The organism is Streptomyces sp. 142MFCol3.1 (assembly GCF_000424945.1).
Lineage (GTDB): Bacteria > Actinomycetota > Actinomycetes > Streptomycetales > Streptomycetaceae > Streptomyces > Streptomyces siamensis.
Genome location: NZ_AUKV01000079.1, coordinates 1 through 6,734 on the forward strand (window position 1 = coordinate 1; position 6,734 = coordinate 6,734).

Genomic DNA, 6,734 nt, shown 5'->3' on the forward strand with positions numbered 1-6,734 from the left:
ACCCGCTGACCTCGCTGGACGTGGCCGGCCACGAGATGAGCCACGGCGTCACCTCCAACACCGCGGGCCTCAACTACAGCGGCGAGTCCGGCGGCCTGAACGAGGCGACCTCCGACATCTTCGGCACCGGCGTCGAGTTCTACGCGGCGAACTCCTCCGACGTGGGCGACTACCTCATCGGCGAGAAGATCGACATCAACGGCGACGGCACCCCGCTGCGCTACATGGACAAGCCCAGCGAGGACGGCGGCTCCGCCGACTCCTGGTCCTCCGGTGTCGGCAACCTCGACGTGCACTACTCGTCGGGTGTCGCCAACCACTTCTTCTACCTCCTCTCGGAGGGCAGCGGCGCCAAGACGATCAACGGGGTCAGCTACAACTCCCCGACGTCCAACGGCACCACGGTCACCGGCATCGGCCGGGCCAAGGCCCTGCAGATCTGGTACAAGGCGCTGACGACCTACATGACGTCGACGACCAAGTACTCGGGCGCCCGCACCGCCACGCTCTCCGCGGCGTCGGCCCTGTACGGCTCCACCAGCACGGAGTACAAGACGGTCGCCGCGGCCTGGTCCGCGGTCAACGTGAACTAGTCCGCGGCCCGCCGGCCGAGGCGGCACCCGGAGCGAGGGCTGCTCCGGGTGCCGCCTTACGCTGTCCCCCATGCCCTACACGTACGAGGACGTGGGCGCGACCCGCGAGGACCGCTGCCCGCCGGGCTTCCGCCGACTGCACGTGCGCGCCCGGATAGGTGAGGGCGAGGCCGTCTTCCGCCGCGCCTCCGACGCCCTGATGACCTGGGAGATGCACCGCGCCCTCGGCGTCGGCATCACCTCCGACGCCGACAAGGCGGCCCCCGGCGTCGACGTGACCGTCGGCCTCGGCCCCATCAAGGCCCCCTGCCGTGTGGTCTGGACGGCCGAGGAGCACCGGCGCACCGCCTGGGCCTACGGCACGCTGTCCGGCCATCCCGAGTGCGGCGAGGAGGCGTTCGTCGTCGACCGCACCGGCGACGGGACCGTCTGGCTGACGATCACCGCCTTCAGCCGTCCGGCCAAGTGGTACGCCCGCGCGGGCGGACCGGCGACGCGGGGGCTCCAGCACGCCTACGCCCAGCGGTGCGGCAAGGTGCTGCGCCGCCTGTGCGCGGGCCTGGACGAGTGAAGCCCCCGGTACTCATCGCATGAGCAGACCCGCTCCCTCCCCGGTCTCCTCGGAGGGCACCGTCACCAGGCCCAGTTCCGCGCTGGACGCGAGCAGCCGGTGCGCGGGCAGGATGCGGACCGTGTAGCCGAAGGGACCCGTGCGGTCCAGGGACAGCGGCCCCTCGTAGACCCAGCGCCCCTCCAGGTCCGGCCCGCCCGCGGGTTTCAGCGGCACGCACACCGCGTCCGCGATGCGGTCGTCCGTGTCGACGCGGCCGGCCACGGCCTGGACCTCGACGTCGTCGGGGGCGAGATCACCGAGTCCGACGCGGACGCGCAGCGAGAGCGTGGTGCCCAGTTCGGCGGTCGTGGTGGCGGCCGAGGCCTCCACGTGGTCGACGGTGACCTGCGGCCAGGCGGACCGGACGCGGGACTTCCAGTCCGCCAGCTCGCGGGCGGTGTCCGGAGTGAGCGCGCGGTGCGCGCGCGCCGCCGGCGTGTACAGCCGCTCCACGTACTCGCGCACCATCCGGCCGGCGAGCACCTTCGGACCGAGGTGCGTCAGCGTCCTGCGGACCATCTCGATCCAGCGGTCGGGCAGCCCGTCCCGGCCGCGCTCGTAGAAGCGGGGTGCCACACGCTGTTCGAGGAGGTCGTAGAGGGCCGCCGCCTCAAGGTCGTCCCGGCGGTCGTCGTCGGTCGCCGTGCCGTCCGCGGTCGGGATCGCCCAGCCGAAGTCCGGCTGGAACCACTCGTCCCACCAGCCGTCCAGGACGGACAGGTTGAGGCAGCCGTTGAGGGCCGCCTTCATGCCGCTCGTGCCGCAGGCCTCCAGCGGACGCAGCGGGTTGTTCAGCCAGATGTCGCAGCCGGGGTACAGCTTCTGCGCCATCGCCATGCCGTAGTCCGGGAGGAAGACGATCCGGTGGCGAACCCGCGGGTCGTCGGCGAACCGGACCAGCTCCTGGACCAGACGTTTGCCGCCGTCGTCCGCGGGGTGGGCCTTGCCCGCGACGACGATCTGCACCGGACGTTCGGCGTGCAGGAGGAGGTCCATGAGACGGTCGCGGTCACGCAGCATCAGGGTGAGCCGCTTGTACGACGGGACGCGGCGCGCGAAGCCGATCGTCAGGACGTCCGGGTCCAGTACGCCGTCGATCCAGCCGAGTTCGGCCGTGCCCGCGCCGCGCTGGCGCCAGGACGCGTAGAGGCGCTCGCGCACCTCCACGACCAGCTGCTCGCGCAGGACCCGCCGCAGGTCCCAGATCTCCTGGTCCTCGATCTCGGCCACCGCGTCCCAGCGGTCCGAGCCGCCGACGGTCAGCGCGTCCTCGGTGCGCCTGCCGCCGATCTGGCGGGTGCCCAGCCGGAACACCTCGGGCGCCACCCATGTCGGTGCGTGCACGCCGTTGGTGACGGAGGTGATCGGGACCTCCTCGGGGTCGAAGCCCGGCCACAGGCCCGCGAACATCTCCCGGCTGACCTGGCCGTGCAGCAGGGAGACGCCGTTCGCGCGCTGGCCGAGGCGCAGCCCCATCACGGCCATGTTGAAGAGGTTCGGCTCGCCTCCCGGGTAGGTCTCCATGCCGAGGCCCAGGACGCGTTCGACGTCGATGCGCGGGAGTTCGGCGTCGGGGCCGAAGTGGTGGGCCACCAGCTCGCGGTCGAAGCGGTCGATCCCCGCCGGGACGGGGGTGTGCGTGGTGAAGACGGTGCCCGCCCTGACCGCTTCCAGGGCGGCCTCGAAGCCGAGTCCCCCGTCGGTGAGTTCGGCGATGCGCTCCAGGCCGAGGAAGCCCGCGTGGCCCTCGTTCGTGTGGAAAACCTCGGGCGGGGCGTGGCCGGTGAGCCGGCAGTACGTCCGTACCGCGCGCACACCTCCTATGCCGAGGAGCATCTCCTGGAGCAGACGGTGTTCGCTGCCGCCGCCGTACAGCCGGTCGGTCACGCCGCGCTCGCCGAAGTCGTTCTCCTCGACGTCGGAGTCGAGCATCAGGAGGGGGACGCGGCCCACCTGGGCCAGCCAGATGCGGGCCCGCAGCGCCCGGCCGCCGGGCAGGGCCAGGGAGACCTGGGCGAGGGTGCCGTCGGGTTCACGCAGCGGCACCAGGGGCAGTTCGTTCGGGTCGAGGACCGGATAGTGCTCCTGCTGCCAGCCGTCGCGGGACAGGGACTGGCGGAAATAGCCGTGCCGGTAGAGCAGTCCCACGCCGATCAGCGGGACGCCCAGGTCGCTGGCCGCCTTGAGGTGGTCGCCGGCGAGGATGCCGAGGCCGCCGGAGTACTGCGGCAGCGCGGCGGTGACGCCGAACTCGGGCGAGAAATAGGCGATGGCGGCGGGAAGTTCGGAGACCTGCTGCTGGTACCAGCGGTCGCCGGTCACATACTCGCGCAGGTCGTCGGCGACCGTCGCGAGCCGGTTCAGGAAGCCCTCGTCCTGGGTGAGCTGCGCCAGCCGGGCCGGCGGCACGCTGCCGAGCAGGCGTACGGGGTCACCGCCGGAGGCGGTCCAGCGCTCCGGGTCGACGGACTGGAACAGGTCACGGGTCTCGGCATGCCAGGACCAGCGGAGATTGCGCGCCAGGTCACTGAGCGGGTGAAGGGCTTCGGGAAGTACGGGACGTACGGTGAATCTGCGGATCGCCTTCACAGGCTGCACCTCTTTGCGCCTGGACCGGCGCCGCTGGCGCGGGCCGGTCGATCGCGGTCGGGGTACCTCAATTACGGGTGGTGCCGAGTGGTCCCTCGGAAGACCACTCCCGACGGTACCGGCCACGGCGCCGCCACCTCTACGGCGCCTCGAAGGCCGCCCCCGAACGGGCGTACTGCATGACATCGGCGGAAACTCGCCGCAACCTTCACGTGCGCTTCACGGCCGATATGGCCGATTCCGCCCGCCTGGGCGGCCTTGTGGCGCTTCACACCGCACGAGAGGCTCGCCACGTGGCGTACGTCCGGGCCTGGTCCACACCGGCCGGTCCGGCCTCCGGACGCCGAGTCGAGGAGGGGAACTCAAGCCATGGCACGGACGGGAAAGAGGCGTCTGCGCTGGGCGGCGGGTCTCACCGCGGTCACGACGGCCGCGGTGCTTTCGGCCATCGCCCCACCCGCGCACGCCGCCCCGCAGGGCCGGATACTCGGGGCCGGCGCACCCGGCTCCGTCAGCGGCAGCTACATCGTGACGCTCAAGGGGGGAACGAAGGCTCCGTCGTCGGTGGGAAAGGACATCGCCGCGAAGTACGGAGCGAGAATCAGTCACGCCTACGGCACGGCCCTGAACGGTTTCGCCGTGCGGGTGGGCGAGGAGCAGGCCCGGCGGCTCGCGGCGGACTCCCGCGTCGCCTCGGTCGTGCAGGACACCCGGGTGGCGCTCGACCACGTCCAGAAGAACCCGCCCTCGTGGGGCCTGGACCGGATCGACCAGCGGAACCTGCCGGTCGACAAGAGCTACACCTGGCTCGGGTCGGCGGGCGCCGGGGTGACGGCGTACGTCATCGACACGGGCATCCGGATCACGCACAAGGACTTCGGCGGCCGGGCCGGCTACGGCTGGGACTTCGTGGACAACGACCGCACGGCGAAGGACGGCAACGGCCACGGCACGCACGTCGCCGGAACCGTCGTGGGCACCAGGTACGGCGTCGCCAAGAAGGCGAAGGTCGTCGCGGTACGCGTCCTCGACAACAACGGGGCGGGCACCACCGCGCAGGTGATCGCCGGCATCGACTGGGTGACCAGGCACGCGAAGAAGCCGGCCGTCGCCAACCTCAGTCTGGGCGGGCACGCGAACGCCCAACTGGACGCCGCCGTACGCAACTCCATCGCCTCCGGCGTCACCTACGCGGTCGCGGCGGGCAACGACGGGCTTCCGGCCGCCCTGTACTCCCCGGCTCGGGTCGGCCAGGCCCTCACGGTCGGCGCGAGCGACCGGACCGACACACGGGCCGGCTTCTCGAACACCGGTTCCGCGCTGGACCTGTTCGCCCCGGGCGTGGCGATCACCTCGGCCTCGTACGCGAGCGACACGGGCACCGCGACCTTCTCCGGCACGTCCATGGCGAGCCCGCACGTCGCGGGCGCGGCAGCCCTGTACCTGGCCGGCCACAAGAAGGCCACCCCGGCGCAAGTATCCAAAGCACTGGTGAAACAGGCCGTTCCGGGAAGGATTTCGGGCGCCGGTCCCGGTTCACCGAACAAACTCCTGCACGTCGATCGAGCCTGGTAGGACCGTGTCAGGAACCCGGTGACACGGCCGTACGGGACCGGCCTCGCCCGCACTGGACGAGGCCGGTCTTGTGCGTAGACATACGCGCGAGTAGTTAACAAAGTGCCGGAATGCGCACCCGCATAGGGTGGGAAGGCTCCTCCGGTACACCCCGCAGGCCCCACCTCCCCACACCCTCATCCGCCCACCCACGTTGACGCGGACAGGAGCGGTCATGCCCGCAACGCACCAGACGTCGCCACCCCCGACGAGCACTCCCGGCGCATCCGGACCAGGCAGGCCCGGCGCCGGTTCCCGCACCACGGAGAAACCCGCCACCGCGGCCGAGGACGGTTCGCCCGTCGCGGAGCGACCCTGCGCCCCCGCCGAGGGCACCGTCCCCACCGCGGAGAAACCCCCTGCCCCGGCCGAGGGTCCTTCCCGCACCGCGGAGAAACCCCCCGCCGGCAGCGCCGTCCTCGCGGCAGAACCCGCCGTCTCCGGCGGCGGGACGGCCGGCACGTCCGGACCGACCGTCGGGCGCATCCCCGTCCTCGACGTCCGGCCGCTCGTCCACCAGGGACGACGGCCCGCGAAGGCGGTCGTCGGCGAGGCGTTCGAGATCTCGGCCACGGTCTTCCGCGAGGGCCACGACGCGGTCGCCGCCAACGTCGTCCTGCGCGACCCGGACGGACGCGCCGGTCCCTGGACCCCGATGCGCGAACTGGCTCCCGGCACCGACCGCTGGGGCGCCACCGTGACCGCCGGACAGGAGGGCCGCTGGACGTACACGGTCGAGGCGTGGAGCGACCCCGTCACCACCTGGCGCCACCACGCGGGCATCAAGATCCCGGCCGGGATGGACACGGAACTGGTCCTGGAGGAGGGCGCGCGACTGTACGAGCGGGCCGCCGCCCAGGTGCCGCGGAGCAAGGGCCGCCGGGACACGCTGCTGCGCGCCGTCGACGCGTTGCGCGACGTGGACCGCCCCGCCGCGGCCCGCCTCGCCGCCGCGCTCACCCCCGAGGTCGACGCGGTCCTGGCCCGCCGCCCGCTGCGCGAACTCGTTTCGTCGTCCGAGCCGTTGCCGCTGCTGGTGGAGCGTGAGCGCGCCCTGTACGGGTCCTGGTACGAGTTCTTCCCGCGGTCGGAGAACGGCCGGCCGGGAAGCGACCCGTCGGTCCCGGCAGTGCACGGCACCTTCCGTACGGCCGCGGAGCGGCTGCCCGCGATCGCCGCGATGGGCTTCGACGTCGTCTACCTCCCGCCGATCCATCCGATCGGCAGCACCTTCCGCAAGGGCCCCAACAACACGCTCTCCGCGGGTCCCGGCGACGTGGGCGTGCCCTGGGCGATCGGCTCGCCGGAGGGCGGGCACGACGCCG

At 72.2% G+C, this 6,734-nt stretch carries 5 protein-coding genes; 4 read left to right on the forward strand and 1 reads right to left on the reverse strand.

The features are described from left to right. Nucleotides 1–593: M4 family metallopeptidase (locus tag H305_RS0143295; protein ID WP_028805897.1), on the forward strand; the 593-nt coding region annotated here is incomplete at its 5' end. A gap of 70 nt (nucleotides 594–663) precedes the next feature. Then, nucleotides 664–1,164: a DUF1990 family protein gene (locus H305_RS0143300; RefSeq protein WP_028805898.1), complete on the forward strand. Its 501-nt coding sequence runs from the start codon at nucleotides 664–666 to the stop codon at nucleotides 1,162–1,164. A gap of 12 nt (nucleotides 1,165–1,176) precedes the next feature. Here the strand turns inward: H305_RS0143300 and H305_RS0143305 are convergent, their stop codons facing one another. Further along, complete coding sequence (locus H305_RS0143305; RefSeq protein ID WP_028805899.1) at nucleotides 1,177–3,795, reverse strand: glycosyltransferase family 1 protein; 2,619 nt, start codon at nucleotides 3,793–3,795, stop codon at nucleotides 1,177–1,179. Nucleotides 3,796–4,164: 369 nt separating this feature from the next. On the opposite strand from H305_RS0143305, the gene H305_RS0143310 reads away from it, so the two are divergent. Together H305_RS0143310 and H305_RS0143315 are read left to right on the forward strand one after the other, a co-directional pair. After that, nucleotides 4,165–5,370 (forward strand): S8 family peptidase, encoded by a 1,206-nt coding sequence (locus H305_RS0143310; protein WP_028805900.1) that lies wholly within the window; start codon nucleotides 4,165–4,167, stop codon nucleotides 5,368–5,370. A gap of 214 nt (nucleotides 5,371–5,584) precedes the next feature. Further along, nucleotides 5,585–6,734, forward strand: a 1,150-nt coding sequence (locus H305_RS0143315; RefSeq protein ID WP_028805901.1) for a maltotransferase domain-containing protein, incomplete at its 3' end; no start/stop codon positions are given.